Source organism: Pelomonas candidula (assembly GCF_043555985.1).
Taxonomy (GTDB): domain Bacteria; phylum Pseudomonadota; class Gammaproteobacteria; order Burkholderiales; family Burkholderiaceae_C; genus Pelomonas; species Pelomonas candidula.
This window is the reverse complement of sequence record NZ_JBIGIC010000018.1, coordinates 19,495-34,640: the sequence shown is the minus strand read 5'-3', so window position 1 is coordinate 34,640 and position 15,146 is coordinate 19,495. Positions and strand designations below refer to the sequence as shown.

Genomic DNA, 15,146 nt, shown 5'->3' with positions numbered 1-15,146 from the left:
TCCTTAATTGCGTTCCAGTTCAATGTCGATGCCCAAGGAGCGGATTTCCTTGACCAGCACATTGAACGATTCGGGCATGCCCGCTTCGATGGCGTGTTCGCCCTTGACGATGCTTTCGTAGACCTTGGTGCGGCCGTTCACGTCGTCGGACTTGACCGTCAGCATTTCCTGCAGGATGTACGAGGCGCCGTAGGCTTCCAGCGCCCAGACTTCCATTTCGCCGAAACGCTGGCCGCCGAACTGCGCCTTGCCGCCCAGCGGTTGCTGCGTAACGAGCGAGTACGGGCCGGTCGAGCGGGCGTGCATCTTGTCGTCCACCAGGTGGTGCAGCTTCAGCACGTGCATGTAGCCGACGGTGACCGGGCGCTCGAACTGCTCGCCGGTGCGGCCGTCGCACAGCCAGGCCTGGGTGCGCGTTTCCGTCAGCCCCTTCTTGGCGGCGATATCGTCCGGATAGGCCAGCTTCAGCATGCCGCGGATCTCTTCTTCCTTGGCGCCGTCGAAGACCGGGGTCGCGAAGGGCACGCCCTTGGACAGGTTCTCGGCCATCTCCAGCACTTCGGCGTCGGACAGCTCATCGATGTTCTCGGTCTTGCCGCCGCTCTGGTTGTAGAGCTCGTCGAAGAACTTGCGCAGCTCGGCCACCTTGGAGTGCTGCTGCAGCATGTCGCCGATGCGCTGACCGATACCCTTGCCGGCCCAGCCCAGGTGGACTTCCAGCACCTGACCCACGTTCATCCGCGACGGGACGCCCAGCGGGTTCAGCACGATGTCCGCGGGCGTGCCGTCGGCCATGTAGGGCATGTCTTCGATCGGCGTGACCTTGGACACCACACCCTTGTTGCCGTGACGGCCGGCCATCTTGTCGCCAGGCTGCAGGCGGCGCTTGACGGCCAGGTAGACCTTGACCATCTTCAGCACGCCGGCGGGCAGCTCGTCGCCCTGCGTCAGCTTCTTGCGCTTCTCTTCGAAGGCCAGGTCGAAGCTGTGACGCGTCTGGTCGAGCGAGTTCTTGATCGACTCGAGCTGGTTGGCGACGTCTTCCTCGGCCGGACGGATGTCGAACCAGTGGAACTTCTCGACCGAAGCCAGGTACTCCTTGTCGATCTTCGTGCCCTTGGCGATCTTCTGCGGGCCGCCGTTGGCGATCTTGCCGACCAGCAGCTTCTCGATACGGTCGAAGGCGTCGCTCTCGACGATGCGCAGCTGGTCGTTCAGGTCCAGGCGGTAGCGCTTGAGCTCGTCGTCGATGATCTGCTGGGCGCGCTTGTCGCGCTGGATGCCTTCACGGGTGAAGACCTGCACGTCGATGACGGTGCCGCTCGTACCCTGGTCGACACGCAGCGACGTGTCCTTCACGTCCGAAGCCTTCTCGCCGAAGATGGCGCGCAGCAGCTTCTCTTCCGGCGTCAGCGTCGTTTCGCCCTTGGGCGTGACCTTGCCGACCAGCACGTCGCCCGGGTTCACCTCGGCACCGATGTAGACGATGCCGGATTCATCCAGACGGCCCAGTTGCTGCTCGGACAGGTTCGGGATGTCGCGGGTGATTTCTTCCGAACCCAGCTTGGTGTCACGCGCGTTGACCACCAGTTCCTCGATGTGGATCGAGGTGTAGCGGTCTTCGGCGATGACGCGTTCCGAGATCAGGATCGAGTCTTCGAAGTTGTAGCCGTTCCACGGCATGAACGCGACCAGCATGTTCTGGCCCAGGGCCAGTTCACCGATGTCGGTGGACGCGCCGTCGGCAATGATGTCCTCGGCCGCCACCTTGTCGCCACGGCGCACGATCGGGCGCTGGTGGATATTGGTGTTCTGGTTGGAGCGCTGGTACTTGATCAGGTTGTAGATGTCGACACCGACCTCACCGGCCACGGTCTCGTCATCGTTCACGCGGATCACGATGCGGTTCGTGTCGACATAGTCGACCACGCCGCCACGGCGAGCCGCGACCACCGTGCCCGAGTCCTTCGCGGCGACGCGCTCGACGCCCGTACCGACGAAAGCCTTCTCGGGGCGCAGCACCGGCACGGCCTGACGCTGCATGTTGGCGCCCATCAACGCGCGGTTCGCGTCGTCGTGCTCCAGGAACGGCACGAGCGAGGCCGCGACCGACACGATCTGCGTCGGCGCCACGTCCATGTACTGGATGCGCTCGGGCGAGGTCAGCACCGATTCGCCGTTCTCACGGGCGGAGACCAGCTCGTCCGTCAGCGAACCTTCGGCGTTCAGCGTCGCGTTGGCCTGGGCGATGACGTACTTGCCTTCCTCGATGGCGGACAGGTAGTCGATCTGGTCGGTGACCTTGCCGTCCACCACGCGACGGTACGGCGTTTCCAGGAAGCCGTACTCGTTGAGCTGTGCGAACAGCGCCAGCGAGTTGATCAGGCCGATGTTCGGGCCTTCCGGCGTTTCGATCGGGCAGACGCGGCCGTAGTGGGTCGGGTGCACGTCGCGGACTTCGAAGCCGGCGCGCTCGCGGGTCAGACCGCCCGGGCCCAGGGCGGAAACACGACGCTTGTGCGTGATTTCCGACAGCGGGTTGGTCTGGTCCATGAACTGCGACAGCTGCGACGCACCGAAGAACTCCTTCAGCGCCGCAGAGATCGGCTTGGAGTTGATCAGGTCGTGCGGCATCAGGGCTTCGGTCTCGGCCTGGCCCAGACGCTCCTTGACGGCCTTCTCGATGCGGGCGAGGCCCGAGCGGTACTGGTTTTCGGCCAGTTCGCCCACGCAACGCACGCGGCGGTTGCCCAGGTGGTCGATGTCGTCCACTTCGCCGCGGCCATTGCGCAGCTCGACGAGGATCTTGACGACGTCAAGGATGTCCTCGTTGGACAGGTTCATCGCGCCTTCCGGCGTGTCACGGCCGACACGCGCGTTGAACTTCATGCGGCCGACGCGGCTCAGGTCGTAGGTGTCGGTGCTGTAGAACAGGCGGTTGAACAGCGCTTCGACGGCGTCTTCCGTCGGCGGCTCGCCGGGGCGCATCATGCGGTAGATGGCGACGCGGGCGGCGAGCTGCGTCTCGGTCTCGTCAGACGCCAGCGTCTGCGAGATGTAGGCGCCTTCGTCCAGTTCGTTCGTGAACAGGCACTGGATTTCCTTGATGCCGGCCTGGCGCAGCTTCTTCAGCAGCGCGTCGGTCAGCTCGTCGTTGGCCTTGGCGATGATTTCGCCGGTATCGGCGTCGATCATGTTCTTGGCCAGCACACGGCCGACCAGGAAGTCCTCGGGCACCGAGATGTGCTGCGTGCCGGACTGCTCCAGCTGGCGCACGTGGCGGGCCGTGATGCGCTTGTCCTTCTCGACGATGACGGCACCGCTCTTGTCGACGATGTCGAAGCGGGCGACTTCGCCCTTCAGGCGGTCGGCGACGAATTCGAGCTGCGCGCCAACGTCCATCAGGCGGAAGTTGTCGAACACGAAGAAGTGGGCCAGGATCTGCTCGGGGTTCAGGCCGATGGCCTTCAGCAGGATCGTGACCGGCATCTTGCGGCGGCGGTCGACGCGGAAGTACAGGATGTCCTTCGGGTCGAACTCGAAGTCGAGCCAGGAGCCGCGGTAAGGAATGATGCGGGCGCTGAACAGCAGCTTGCCCGACGAGTGCGTCTTGCCCTTGTCGTGCTCGAAGAACACGCCCGGCGAACGGTGCAGCTGCGACACGATGACGCGCTCGGTACCGTTGACGATGAAGGAGCCGTAGTCGGTCATCAGGGGCACTTCGCCCATGTAGACCTCTTGTTCCTTGATTTCCTTGACAGTCTTCGCCTGGGGCGATTCACGGTCATAGATGATCATCTGCAGGCGCGCGCGCACGGCGGCTGCATAGGTCAACCCACGCTGTTGGCACTCACGGGTGTCAAACGGCGGCTTGGCGATGTTGAACTCGAGGAACTTCATCTCGACGAAACCGTTGTGCGAAACAATCGGGAACGCCGACAGAAAAGCCGCCTGCAGCCCTTCAGGCTTGCGTTTGGCGGGGGCCACGTCCTTCTGCAGGAAGGCCACGTAGCTGTCCTTCTGCATCGTGAGCAGATAGGGAACGTTGAGAACGCTCTCGCGCTTGCCGAAGCTCTTGCGGATCCGCTTGCGCTCGGTGTAGCTGTAGGGGGTTGCTTGCGCCATAAACACTCCGTGTCGAGTGCGCCCCCGGCCGTGGGACGCACCGCGTCGGCGACTGGCTGGCTCACACACCCGGAACGGGCGGCTGCCTAGCTTGGTGGTTGGCCACTACCAACCGCTGGCGGACAACTCTGGCATTGCACCAAAGTCCGACCAAACTGGTTCTCTGCAGTCGGATCAGAGAACACGTGAAAGAACCGCGCATCATACCGCGCACGGTTCTTTCAACTGTTCTCTACGGGGAGATACCCGTAAAGACGAAAAAGGGGATGCCTGTCGGCAACCCCTTTTTGAATCCAGGCAAACCCAGATTCGTGCGGCGCGCGGCGTCGCGAGCCGGTCGAGGTCGGGTCTGAGACGCGCAACCGCACTGACGTGCGGTGAGCATCGAAGGCCCGAGATCGTCCGGCGCAGTAGCCGAGCGCCGTACGAATTACTTCAGCTCAGCCTTGGCGCCGGCTTCCACCAGCTTCTTGACAGCGGCTTCGCCGTCAGCCTTGGACACGCCTTCCTTGACGTTCTTCGGAGCGCCGTCGACCAGGTCCTTGGCTTCCTTGAGGCCCAGGCCGGTGATTTCGCGGACGGCCTTGATGACGCCGACCTTCTGCGCGCCGGCTTCGACCAGCACGACGTTGAATTCGGTCTTCTCTTCAGCAGCAGCAGCAGCACCGCCGCCAGCGCCACCGGCAGCCGGAGCAGCCATCGAAGCGGCGGACACGCCGAACTTCTCTTCAATTGCCTTGACCAGATCGTTCAGTTCCAGAACGGTCATGCTGTCCAGAGCGGACAGGAAAGCGTCTTTGTCGAATGCCATGATTAATTTCCTAAAAACAGATGGGTTGCGTGTGAACGCGTGATTTGTCGTCGATCAGGCGGCAGCCGGGGCTTCGGCAGCCGCTTCGGCGCCACCACCACGTTGCTGAGCCAGGGCTGCCAGCACGGCCGCGGTGCGCTGCACCGGCGACTTGAGCAGGCCAGCGATTTGCGACAGCAGGACTTCCTTGGACGGGACGTTGGCCAGGGCCTTCACGCCATTGACGTCCAGAGCCTTGCCGCCGTAGGCGCCGCCCTTGATGACGAGCTTGTCGTTGGTCTTGGCAAAGTCAGCGATGACTTTGGCAGCCGCGACAGCGTCTTCCGAAAAGCCGTAGATCAGCGGACCGACCATGCTCTCCGCAGCCGCTTCGAACGGGGTGCCGGCGACAGCGCGACGGGCCAGGGTGTTCTTCAGCACGTGAAGATAGACACCCTTGGCACGCGCATCGACGCGCAGCTTGTTCAAGGCTTCCACGGTGAGGCCACGGTACTCGGCCAACGCCAGCGTCTGCGACTTGGCAGCTTGCGCTGCGACGTCGGAGACAACGACTGCCTTCTCGTTGCGATTGAGACTCAAGGTCTACTCCTCACATTTGCTCCCTCGGCCTTGCGGCTTCGAGAGCGCCAGGGATTCAGCGACCATCTGTCAGGAAAGAATTCCTTTCAGCGGGACCGCCATCTGCGCTGGTTCTCCATCACCGACGGATCGGCAACTTCGATTTAAGGGGTCTCCACCAGCGGTCTTGGATGACGCGCCGCCCGGTTGCCCGGTCGGCGCCCCACCAATCTTTGTTGCCCGGGGCCAGACTCGCCCCGCGCAGATTCTTTGACTCAGGCCACCAGGGCCTGATGTCGTTGCTTAGGCGGCGTTGGCCTGAGCGTTGATCGACGCGATTTCGACGCGGGCGCCGACGCCCATCGTCGAGGACACGGCAACCTTGCGCAGGTAGATGCCCTTGCTCGACGCCGGCTTGGCCTTGTTCAGGGCTTCGATCAGCGCGCGCAGGTTGCCTTCCAGCTTGTCGGTGTCAAACGAACGACGGCCGAGGGTGCCGTGGATGATGCCGGCCTTGTCGACGCGGAACTGGACCTGTCCAGCCTTGGCGTTCTTGACGGCGGTGGCGACGTCCGGGGTTACGGTGCCAACCTTGGGGTTAGGCATCAGGCCGCGCGGGCCCAGGATCTGACCCAGGGTACCGACAACGCGCATGGTGTCGGGCGAGGCGATGACCACGTCGAAGGGCATGTCGCCCGCCTTGACGCGCTCGGCCAGGTCTTCCATGCCGACGACGTCGGCGCCGGCGGCGCGGGCTTCTTCAGCCTTGGCACCTTGGGCGAACACGGCGACGCGCTTGGTCTTGCCGGTGCCGTTGGGCAGCACGACGGCGCCACGAACGACCTGGTCCGACTTCTTGGCATCGATACCGAGTTGCACGGCGACGTCGATGGACTCATCGAACTTGGCGGTGGCCAGGCTCTTGACTAGGTCCAGGGCCTCGGTCAGCGCGTACAGCTTGGTCGATTCGACCTTGCCAGCCAGCGCCTTTTGCTTCTTGGTGAGCTTGGCCATGTCAGACCCCTTCCACGATGATGCCCATCGAGCGGGCGGAGCCGGCGATGGTGCGGACAGCGGCGTCGACGTTGGCAGCCGTCAGGTCCTTGGTCTTGATCTTCGCAATCTCTTCCAGCTGGGCGCGGGTCAGCTTGCCGACCTTGTCCAGGTGGGGACGCTGCGAGCCCTTCTCGATCTTGGCGGCCTTCTTCAGCAGCACGGTCGCCGGGGGCGACTTGATGACGAAGGTGAAGCTCTTGTCTGCGAACGCGGTGATGACCACCGGCAGCTTCATGCCCGGCTCGAAGCCAGGACCCGAAGTCTGGGCGTTGAACGCCTTGCAGAATTCCATGATGTTCAGGCCACGCTGACCCAGCGCGGGACCGACCGGCGGCGAGGGGTTGGCCTTGCCGGCGGCGACTTGCAGCTTGATGAAGCCGACAATCTTCTTTGCCATGTTTTCTCCAATCAGCGCCCGGGCGGCAAAGCCTGGGCACCTGAGTGCTAGCGCATTGGACTCGGACTTGCGTCCTTACCTTTGCTCCTCTTGTCCGCCTCTCGTTGCAGACTGATCACGGGCCGACGTTCAGGGGACGCCGGCCGAACCCGCAATTCTAGCGCCTCAGACTTTGCCTTGAGCCCTACGGGCCAGCGGCGAAGTTTGACGAACCTCTCGGTTCTTCAAACTTTCTCGACCTGCGCGAAATCCAGCTCCACCGGCGTCGCACGACCGAAGATCGTGACGGAAACGCGGACCTTGGACTTGTCGTAGTTGACTTCCTCGACCGAACCGTTGAAGTCGGTGAAGGGGCCTTCCTTGACGCGCACGACCTCGCCGACCGTCCATTCGACCTTGGGCCGGGGCTTCTCGACGCCTTCCTGCATCTGGTTGACGATCTTCATGACCTCAGCCTCCGAGATCGGCGCCGGGCGGTTCTTCGCACCACCGACGAAGCCCGTCACCTTGGACGTGTGCTTCACCAAGTGCCAGGACTCGTCGTCCATCGCCATCTCGACCAGTACGTAGCCAGGGAAGAAGCGGCGCTCGGTCACGGCCTTCTTGCCGTTCTTGAGCTCGACAACCTCCTCGGTCGGCACCAGGATGCGGCCGAACTTGTCCTGCATGCCGGCGCGGTCGATGCGCTCACGCAGGTTGCGCTCGACGGCTTTCTCCATGCCCGAATAGGCGTGGACCACATACCAGCGCTTGGGCAGGCCAGCAGGCGCCTCGGCGGCGGCGACGTTTTGCTCTTCGCTCATCTCGTTCCTTCTCAGCGCTTCCAGCCAAGGATCAGGTCGTACAACGCCCATTCCAGCGTCTTGTCCGTCAGCCACAGGAACAGCGCCATGACAACGACGAAGGCGAAGACGTAGCCGGTCATCTGGCGCGCTTCCTTGTGCGTGGGCCAGACGACCTTCTTCACTTCACGGACCGAGTCGCGGCCGTAGGCGATCAGCGCCTTGCCATGCTCGGACGTGAAGAAAGCAGCTACACCAGCGGCCAGCAGCACGATCAGCGAGGCCCACTGCACCAGCGCGCCTTGCTTGGACAGCCCGTAATAGGCCGCCAACGCGCCGATCAGCAGCAGCACCGCAGCGGCCAGCTTGGCCTTGTCGGCGCCGCTTGTCACGGTCTCGACTTGGGGAGGATTCGCCATCACTTGTCTTTCACGCGCCGCCATCGAGGCGGCTTTTCGGACGCTGCCGCAGGCCGTAGCCATCAGCAGCAAGGCCCGCCGAGATCTCTCTCGCGGGCCGATGCTTGGTTAGCCAGGGAACCAACCGCCGTGATCAGTGGCGGGTGGCAGGGGCAGAGGGTCTCGAACCCCCAACCTTCGGTTTTGGAGACCGACGCTCTGCCAATTGAGCTATGCCCCTGTGGCCTTAAAAAAACTTACGCGAGGATCGTGGCGACGACGCCGGAGCCGACGGTGCGACCGCCTTCACGGATGGCGAAGCGCAGGCCGGTTTCCATCGCGATCGGCGCGATCAGCTTGACGGTGATGCCGACGTTGTCGCCGGGCATGACCATTTCCTTGTCCTTCGGCAGCTCGACGGCACCGGTCACGTCCGTCGTGCGGAAGTAGAACTGGGGACGGTAGTTGTTGAAGAACGGGGTGTGGCGGCCGCCCTCTTCCTTGCTCAGAACGTAGATCTCAGCGGTGAAGTGGGTGTGGGGCTTGATGGTGCCGGGCTTGGCCAGGACTTGGCCGCGCTCGACGTCTTCACGCTTGGTGCCGCGCAGCAGGATGCCGACGTTGTCGCCTGCTTGACCTTGGTCCAGCAGCTTGCGGAACATTTCGACGCCCGTGACCGTGGTCTTCTGGACTTCGCGGATGCCGACGATTTCGATTTCTTCGCCGACCTTGATGATGCCGCGCTCGACGCGACCGGTCACGACGGTGCCGCGGCCCGAGATCGAGAACACGTCTTCCACCGGCAGCAGGAAGGCGCCGTCAACGGCACGGTCCGGCTGGGGGATGTAGGTGTCCAGGGCTTCGGCCAGGCGCATGATGGCTTGTTCGCCCAGGTCGCCGGTGTCGCCTTCCAGGGCCAGCTTGGCCGAACCCTTGATGATGGGGGTGTCGTCGCCAGGGAAGTCGTACTTGGACAGGAGTTCGCGAACTTCCATTTCGACCAGCTCGAGCAGCTCGGCGTCGTCGACCATGTCGCACTTGTTCAGGAAGACGATGATGTACTTCACGCCGACCTGGCGAGCCAGCAGGATGTGCTCGCGGGTCTGGGGCATCGGGCCGTCAGCGGCCGAGCACACCAGGATGGCGCCGTCCATCTGGGCGGCACCGGTGATCATGTTCTTGACGTAGTCGGCGTGGCCGGGGCAGTCAACGTGCGCGTAGTGGCGGTTGGCCGTCTCGTATTCGACGTGCGCGGTGTTGATCGTGATGCCGCGGGCCTTTTCTTCCGGAGCCGCGTCGATCTGGTCGTAGGCCTTGGCCTCGCCACCGAACTTCTTGGACAGCACGGTCGCGATCGCTGCCGTCAGCGTCGTCTTGCCGTGGTCCACGTGACCGATCGTGCCCACGTTCACGTGCGGCTTGGTCCGTTCAAACTTGCCTTTTGCCATCTTGCGCTCCTGAGGCGAACCCGTTGAGACGAGTAGAAAAAAGAAAGGGTGGTGCCCATGACGCGGATCGAACGCGTGACCTCTCCCTTACCAAGGGAGTGCTCTACCACTGAGCCACATGGGCATCGGCACGGGTTTGACGCCAAGCTCATTGCTGAACCGCTGGCCGGCAAACCGGTATCGACGCTCGCCGACCAAGCCACTCGGATGGAGCGGGAAACGGGAATCGAACCCGTGTCATTAGCTTGGAAGGCTAAGGTTCTACCATTGAACTACTCCCGCCCTGGGAGCTCTTGACCTCTGCTTGCAAGCGCAAGCTTTGGTGGAGGAGGCTGGATTCGAACCAGCGTACGCTATGCGGGCAGATTTACAGTCTGCTGCCTTTAACCACTCGGCCACCCCTCCTGAGGCAAGCCCGCAACTATAGCACAGGCCGAGTGGGGCGCAACAGCGGCACGCAAGAAGAACACAGCCTCGCGCCAATGCCCCTGGATATCCGGCGATTGCCGCGCGGCGATCGACACGCCCGAGATGCGACGCACAACGCCGCCCGAAACCACGCCGGCAGAGGCCTAGCCGCATCGCGAAAACGCCTCTCGGCCAACAAACCAGCGCCTCGCATACGCGCCAACCGGCCTTCAGGACCAGTTCAGCACCAGAGCAAGGCAACCGGGAGACCAGCAGGCCACCCCGTCAAGCCCCGACCACCTCGCGGCACACCAAACGTAGCCGACGCGCAACATTTGACAGCCACGGGAAAGATGCCAATCAAAGACCAATATCCAGAGGGCAAAAGCGCCCTCCCTCCCAGTAAAAGCGTTATTTCACACGCACTTCAGGACGCCCACTCGGGAAACTCCGCAGTCGATACTGGTAGCAAAGTGGCGTTATCGCGCATTACAGTGGTGTCACACTGGGATGCAGAGCTGCGACAACTCGAAAAGCGGCCGCAACCGGACTCAAGGTGGTATGCAGACCAACCAGGGGACGCACCACCGCCCGACCGATTTCATTGGCCACAACGAGGATCAGTTCATGAAGGTCAAGCAGACTCCCATCTCGCAGGCGGTGTTCATCGCACTGCTCGGCGCCAGCAGCGCCGCCATGGCGCAGCAACAGGAGGCGCCCGCAACCCAGCAGCTGGACATGGTCACCGTGACCGGCATCCGCGCATCGCAGGAGAAGTCGCTGAGCGTCAAGCGGAACGCCGACACGCACATCGACGTCATCTCGGCCGAAGACATCGGCAAGATGCCCGACAAGAACGTGGCCGACTCGCTGGCCCGCGTTCCCGGCGTCACCATCCTGAACAGCCCGGCGGGCGGTTCCGGCGGCTTTGACGAGCGCGATCGCGTGGGTCTGCGCGGCACCAACCCCAGCCTGACGCAGACGCTGCTGGACGGTCACGGCATCGCCAACGGCGACTGGTTCGTTCTCGATCAGACCGGCGCCGGCGTCGGCCGCAGCGTCAGCTACTCGCTGCTGCCGTCGGAACTGGTCAGCCGCGTCGAAGTGCACAAGAACTCTCAAGCCTCCCTGGTCGAGGGCGGCTCGGCGGGATCGGTGAACATCATCACCCGCAAGCCTCTGGACTTTGCGAAGGCGCTGACTTTTGAAGCCGGCGTGGGCGCGGTTTACGCCAGCCTGCCGGGCAAGACCGACCCGCAGTTCAGCGCGCTGGTCAACTTCAAGAATGAAGACAAGACCTTCGGCGTCCTGGTGCAGGCGTTCTCCGAAAAGCGCCACCTGCGTCGAGACGGCGTCGAAGTCATTGCTCAAGACGGCCACATCGCCACGTATGAGACGCTCACGGGCAAGGGCACCGGCGCCAACGCCGCCGCCTTGATCGCCGCCCACCCTGATCTGGAAGGTGTGAAGGCGCCGAACATGCTCGGCTCCGCCTATTTCACGCAAGAGCGCGAGCGCAAGGGCGGCCTGATCCGCGCCGAGTTCAAGCCCACCAAGGACGTCGACCTGACGCTGACGGGGTTCTCGTCCAAGATGGACGCGGACAACTACAACCGCAACTTCCTGCTGTCGGCCATCCCGGCGAACCTAAACGCCGCAACGATGACCGACTACAAGGTCGTCAACAACACGCTGGTCAGCGCGCACTACACCTTCGCCACGCCTACCAACAACGGCTACTACGACCAGATCTCGCGCCAGGCCTCGGCCTCGGCCAACTTCCTGAGCCTGGACGGCGGCTGGAAAGTCAACGACGCACTGCGCCTGACGGCCAACGTCGGTTCTTCCACCGGCAAGGGCAAGACGGGCAGCCAGGACGTGCTCGAGTCCCACATCACGTCGAGCGGCTCCGGATTCGACCTCAAGGGCACGGGCAGCGCCCCCGCCTTCTCGCTGACCAACAACAGCTATCAGAACTTCGACTGGATCTTCGGCACCCAGAACGTCGTCGTGAACGACAAGGAGTCCTGGGCGCAGGTGGACGCCGAGTACACGCTCGACGCCGGCGCCCTCAAGAGCCTGCAGTTCGGCGCACGCGGTGCTGAGCACAAGCGCTACACCGGCCCCATCATCAGCCAAGGTCCTGGCTGCGCCACAGGCACGCCGTACCGCGTCGGCCCCTGGGACTGGAGCAAGGCCAGCGCTTGCGCAGACGCAAGCGGCGCGGACGCGCCGCAGCTCTCGCCCTACACCGTGCCGGCCTTCAGCGGCAACTACCCGGGCAACTTCGGCAGCGGCCTCGGCAGCGGATTCCCGACCAACATCGCCTACATCCCGGCCGATGCACTGGCGGCCTACAACGCCAAGATCACCAACCGTGATCCGGTCACCCGTCGCTACCCGAACCTGGAATACAGCGTCAAGGAAACGACGACCGCCGGCTACCTGCAGGGCAACCTGGAGGGCGAGGCCTGGAGCGGCAACATCGGCCTGCGGCTGGTTCGCACCAAGCAGGACGCCGGCTCCATGCGCCCGGTCCTGCCGGGCGACTCGACGAAGCCGACGATCTCGTCCGCGTTCGGCGACTACGTGGGCACCACTTCCAGCAGCAGCTACACCGACGTGCTGCCCAGCGCCAGCATCCGCCTGGACGTGACCAAGAGCATCGTCGCGCGCCTCGCCGTCAGCCGCACCCTCACCCGTGCCGACTACACCGCGCTGTCGGGCTACCTGGACAAGCACGATCCGAAAAACCTGGAAGACACCGGCAACGGCTGGGGTTCATCCGGCAATCCTGACTTGGCCCCGATCCGCTCCAACAACATCGACGGCAACCTGGAGTGGTATTTCGCGCCGCGCGCCTTCGTGTCGGCCGGCGCGTTCTACATGGGCCTGGACGGCTACATCAAGGACAAGGTGCGCTCGACCACGTTGCCGGCCCTGCTGAGCTCGGTCAACCCGACCGGCCTGAAGGATCAACTGGTCTATCGCAACTACGACATCTACTACCCGACCAACACCCAGGCGTCGGTCTACGGTCTGGAGTTCGCGTTCGAGACCCCCATCGCCAACAACTTTGGCGTCAGCGCCAACTACACGCTGGCCAAGGGTCACGACCAGGATGGCCACGTGCTGCGCGGCAACGTCAAGAACTCGTTCAACCTGGGCGGCTTCTTCGAGAACGACCAGTTCTCGGCCCGCGTGAACTACGGCTACACCGACGACATCTTCGTCGGCCAGGACCGCGGTACGGACTACTTCCAGAAGGGTTCGGGCGTACTGTCGGCCTCGCTGGGCTACAAGCTCAACGAGCACTTCGCCGTGAGCCTGGATGCGCAGAACCTGAACGACCCCATCCTGAAGTACTACGCCACGGCCGACCAGCCGCGTGCGTTCTACAAGAATGGCCGCCAGTTCTACCTGACCGCCCGCATCAAGTACTGATCGCCGCTGCCACTGCTGGAACTCTCGGGCTCCGGCCGTGGCCGCCGCTGACCACAATCGAAGGGGAACGTGCATCACACGTTCCCCTTCATTCATTCAGGCGCCCCATGAGCGACACCGCCACCCTCATCGACCAGTACATCGCCGCGCGTCCGCTCGGAGGCAGCACGGACGTGCCACCACCCGTGAAGCACATCTGCGTGGTCGGCGGCGGCTCGGCCGGCTGGATGACGGCGCTGATGCTGGCCACCACCGCCTACGGTCCGCGGCTGAAGGTGACGGTGCTGGAGTCTCCCCAGGTCGGCATCATCGGCGTGGGCGAGGGCTCCACGCCCTGGCTGCGTCGCTTCTTCGAGGTCCTGGGCATCGAAGAGTCGGAGTGGATGCCCGCCTGCAATGCCACCTACAAGAGCGGCATCACGTTCGAGGGCTGGTCCACCAAGCCGGGTTTCGAGCGCTACTTCCACCCGTTCGTGTCGATGCTGGACAACATGACCATGCATCCCTTCGTGGACAACGTGCATGCCCGGCTGGAAGGGGCAGACGTGTATGCCCACCCCGATCGATTCTTCATCTCCGCCACGCTCGGCCGCCAGGCCAAGGGCCCGCGCGCCAACACCAACTTCCCGTTTGACGTCTGGTACGGCTACCACTTCGACGCCACGCTGCTGGGTCAGTTCCTCGCCGCCAAAGCGGTGCAGCGCGGCGTGACCCACCTGCAGCGCCACGTCACGCAGGTGCTGCTGAACGAGCGCGGCGACATCGACCGCCTGCAGCTCGACGACGGCGAGACGCTGGCGGCCGACTTCTTCGTCGACTGCACCGGCTTCGCCTCGCTGCTGACCGGCAAGGCCTTGCAGACGCCTTTCATCGGTTTCGGCGAGAACCTGTTCAACGACGCGGCCGTCGCCCTGCCCACGCCGCTGGACGGCCCCCTCGAGTCGCAGACCGTGTCCACCGCGCTGCGCCACGGCTGGGCATGGAAGATCCCGCTCACCCAGCGCCAGGGCAACGGCTACGTCTACAGCAGCGCCCACTGCTCGGCGGACGAAGCAGAGACCGAGCTGCGCGCCCACCTTGGCCTGCTGGATGCCGACGTCCCCGCGCGTCACCTCAAGATGCGCGTGGGCCGCATGGCCAAGGTCTGGAACCGCAACTGCGTGGCCGTGGGCCTGTCGCAAGGCTTCATCGAGCCGCTGGAGGCCACGGCACTGCTGTTCGTGCAGGTCACGGCGTCCATGCTGGTGGAGGCGCTGGAGAAGGGCGACCTCGGCACCTCGGCGCAGGACCAGTTCAACGAGGCCATGCGCCGGCGCTTCGACAACACGCGCGACTACATCGTGGCGCACTACAAGACCAACTCCCGCACCGACACCGCCTACTGGCGCGAGAACGCCGAGAACATGCACCTCTCGGAGTCGCTGCAGGGCGTGTTGATGACGTGGCTGTCGCGCAAGCCGCTGGTGGCGGCGCTGAAGGCCGGGCGCTTCGGCGGCGGCTACCCCACCGTGTCCTGGTACGCGCTGCTGGCCGGCATGGGCATCTTTCCCGACCCGAACGACCTGCAGCCGCCCACGACGCACCAGGCCCGCCATAACCTGGCCGCGGTGGACGACTTCATTGCCCGCAGCGCCAGCAACTTCCCCGACCACCGCGCGCTGCTGGCCGACATCCCGCCGGGTGTCGCCGACAAGGCACTGCAGATCTACACCTGGTAGC

General features: G+C 64.0%; 10 protein-coding genes and 4 tRNA genes. 2 read left to right on the top strand and 12 right to left on the bottom strand.

The window, feature by feature from the left end; genetic code table 11:
* Positions 1-3: 3 nt before the first annotated feature.
* The 12 genes from rpoB to ACG04R_RS25590 all read right to left on the bottom strand — a co-directional run bounded on the left by rpoB (position 4) and on the right by ACG04R_RS25590 (position 9,980).
* Complete coding sequence (rpoB, locus tag ACG04R_RS25645; protein ID WP_394416829.1) at positions 4-4,125, bottom strand: DNA-directed RNA polymerase subunit beta; 4,122 nt, start codon at positions 4,123-4,125, stop codon at positions 4-6.
* A gap of 430 nt (positions 4,126-4,555) precedes the next feature.
* Positions 4,556-4,936 (bottom strand): 50S ribosomal protein L7/L12, encoded by a 381-nt coding sequence (gene rplL / locus ACG04R_RS25640; RefSeq protein WP_394416827.1) that lies wholly within the window; start codon positions 4,934-4,936, stop codon positions 4,556-4,558.
* Positions 4,937-4,990: 54 nt separating this feature from the next.
* Positions 4,991-5,515, bottom strand: coding sequence for a 50S ribosomal protein L10 (rplJ, locus tag ACG04R_RS25635; protein WP_394416825.1), 525 nt, complete (start codon positions 5,513-5,515; stop codon positions 4,991-4,993).
* 282 nt (positions 5,516-5,797) lie between these two features.
* On the bottom strand, positions 5,798-6,508 hold the full coding sequence (rplA, locus tag ACG04R_RS25630; RefSeq protein WP_394416823.1) for a 50S ribosomal protein L1: 711 nt from the start codon (positions 6,506-6,508) through the stop codon (positions 5,798-5,800).
* A gap of 1 nt (position 6,509) precedes the next feature.
* Positions 6,510-6,947, bottom strand: a complete 438-nt coding sequence (gene rplK, locus ACG04R_RS25625) for a 50S ribosomal protein L11 (protein WP_394416821.1) — start codon at positions 6,945-6,947, stop codon at positions 6,510-6,512.
* A 224-nt stretch (positions 6,948-7,171) separates the two neighbouring features.
* Positions 7,172-7,750 (bottom strand): transcription termination/antitermination protein NusG, encoded by a 579-nt coding sequence (nusG, locus tag ACG04R_RS25620; protein WP_394416819.1) that lies wholly within the window; start codon positions 7,748-7,750, stop codon positions 7,172-7,174.
* A gap of 11 nt (positions 7,751-7,761) precedes the next feature.
* The gene (gene secE, locus ACG04R_RS25615) at positions 7,762-8,148 is read right to left on the bottom strand and encodes a preprotein translocase subunit SecE (protein WP_394416817.1); all 387 of its coding nucleotides are present in this window, start codon (positions 8,146-8,148) and stop codon (positions 7,762-7,764) included.
* Between the two features lie 144 nt (positions 8,149-8,292).
* A tRNA-Trp gene (locus ACG04R_RS25610) sits at positions 8,293-8,368 on the bottom strand.
* A gap of 16 nt (positions 8,369-8,384) precedes the next feature.
* Positions 8,385-9,575: an elongation factor Tu gene (gene tuf, locus ACG04R_RS25605; protein WP_394416815.1), complete on the bottom strand. Its 1,191-nt coding sequence runs from the start codon at positions 9,573-9,575 to the stop codon at positions 8,385-8,387.
* A gap of 49 nt (positions 9,576-9,624) precedes the next feature.
* A tRNA-Thr gene (locus tag ACG04R_RS25600) sits at positions 9,625-9,699 on the bottom strand.
* 84 nt (positions 9,700-9,783) lie between these two features.
* A tRNA-Gly gene (locus ACG04R_RS25595) sits at positions 9,784-9,857 on the bottom strand.
* Positions 9,858-9,895: 38 nt separating this feature from the next.
* Positions 9,896-9,980, bottom strand: a tRNA-Tyr gene (locus ACG04R_RS25590).
* 630 nt (positions 9,981-10,610) lie between these two features.
* On the opposite strand from ACG04R_RS25590, the gene ACG04R_RS25585 reads away from it, so the two are divergent.
* On the top strand, positions 10,611-13,427 hold the full coding sequence (locus ACG04R_RS25585) for a TonB-dependent receptor (RefSeq protein WP_394416813.1): 2,817 nt from the start codon (positions 10,611-10,613) through the stop codon (positions 13,425-13,427).
* Between the two features lie 107 nt (positions 13,428-13,534).
* Positions 13,535-15,145 (top strand): tryptophan halogenase family protein, encoded by a 1,611-nt coding sequence (locus tag ACG04R_RS25580; RefSeq protein WP_394416811.1) that lies wholly within the window; start codon positions 13,535-13,537, stop codon positions 15,143-15,145.
* The last annotated feature ends 1 nt before the right edge of the window (position 15,146 follow it).

Coding starts and splice junctions, on each gene's coding strand:
- tuf (WP_394416815.1), bottom strand. CDS start 9,575: ATGGCAAAAGGCAAGTTTGAACGGACCAAGCCGCACGTGAACGTGGGC.
- nusG (WP_394416819.1), bottom strand. CDS start 7,750: ATGAGCGAAGAGCAAAACGTCGCCGCCGCCGAGGCGCCTGCTGGCCTG.
- secE (WP_394416817.1), bottom strand. CDS start 8,148: ATGGCGAATCCTCCCCAAGTCGAGACCGTGACAAGCGGCGCCGACAAG.
- rplK (WP_394416821.1), bottom strand. CDS start 6,947: ATGGCAAAGAAGATTGTCGGCTTCATCAAGCTGCAAGTCGCCGCCGGC.
- ACG04R_RS25585 (WP_394416813.1), top strand. CDS start 10,611: ATGAAGGTCAAGCAGACTCCCATCTCGCAGGCGGTGTTCATCGCACTG.
- rpoB (WP_394416829.1), bottom strand. CDS start 4,125: ATGGCGCAAGCAACCCCCTACAGCTACACCGAGCGCAAGCGGATCCGC.
- ACG04R_RS25580 (WP_394416811.1), top strand. CDS start 13,535: ATGAGCGACACCGCCACCCTCATCGACCAGTACATCGCCGCGCGTCCG.
- rplA (WP_394416823.1), bottom strand. CDS start 6,508: ATGGCCAAGCTCACCAAGAAGCAAAAGGCGCTGGCTGGCAAGGTCGAA.
- rplL (WP_394416827.1), bottom strand. CDS start 4,936: ATGGCATTCGACAAAGACGCTTTCCTGTCCGCTCTGGACAGCATGACC.